The 756-nt window shown below is 34.1% G+C and carries 1 protein-coding gene; it reads right to left on the bottom strand.

Annotated features, from left to right (window positions below):
* Positions 1 to 108 precede the first annotated feature (108 nt).
* On the bottom strand, positions 109 to 669 hold the full coding sequence (locus tag NL42_RS18585; RefSeq protein ID WP_461313874.1) for a TetR/AcrR family transcriptional regulator: 561 nt from the start codon (positions 667 to 669) through the stop codon (positions 109 to 111).
* Between the last annotated feature and the right edge of the window lie 87 nt (positions 670 to 756).

Here is a 756-nt window from a genome sequence, read left to right as displayed (position 1 = left end):
TAAAATAACCTTATTGGCTTTCTATCCATTCAAAATAGTTATAAAGATTTGATACTTTTAACTTTACTTTAAAGTTAGCTTTATAAACTATAATTTATCTCTGTGGAATTATTTATTTAATTTCCCACCCAAAAACCTCACCACCACCACATCCCTTTCATCCAAACTATTTGAGCTTAAAATCTGGAACATCAAACCATCGATTAAGTTTAAAACCATATTGGCATCGGGTTTTAGCGGGCGGTTTTCCAAACTAAAAACCAGATCAAAAAGCTCTCGAAGCAGCCATTTTCTATATTCAATTGCGATTTGGTAGGCCTGAGAGTAAATCTTTTTAATTTCAAAAATAGCTTTAAGCAATAGATAGTACAGACTATTAAAATTGACATGTAAAACAATAATCTCTTTGAGTTTATCGCTTGAGGTTCGGTAACGGCTTGAGTAAATAATTGCCAGCACTTCTTCTTTCAATCGGCTTTTTTGAAAAGAGACACACCTTTCAATAAGCCGCTCCTTTGAGTGAAAGTAGTTATAAAAAGTGGCTTTAGGAATTTTGGATTCTTTGGCAATTAAGTCCACGCCCGCATTGTGAAATCCATAGAGATTGAACAGCTCTATTGCGGTATGAATTACCTGTAATTTTTTGGAAGATGTTTCTAAAGTTGGCATAGTTTTACCGTTATAAATTCTTGTTGTTTCAAAAGAGATAAAAAAGCCTGTGCCTTCTCTGGGAGAAAAAAAGGCACAGCAAAGCCG

The sequence above is a fragment of the Acinetobacter sp. GN11 genome, assembly GCF_054823985.1.
The sequence above is the reverse complement of the archived record's forward strand: the minus strand, read 5'-3'. Positions and strand labels throughout refer to the sequence as shown.

Bases quoted from the DNA above. Each gene is read 5' to 3' on its own strand.
- NL42_RS18585 (WP_461313874.1), bottom strand. From the start codon at position 669: ATGCCAACTTTAGAAACATCTTCCAAAAAATTACAGGTAATTCATACC.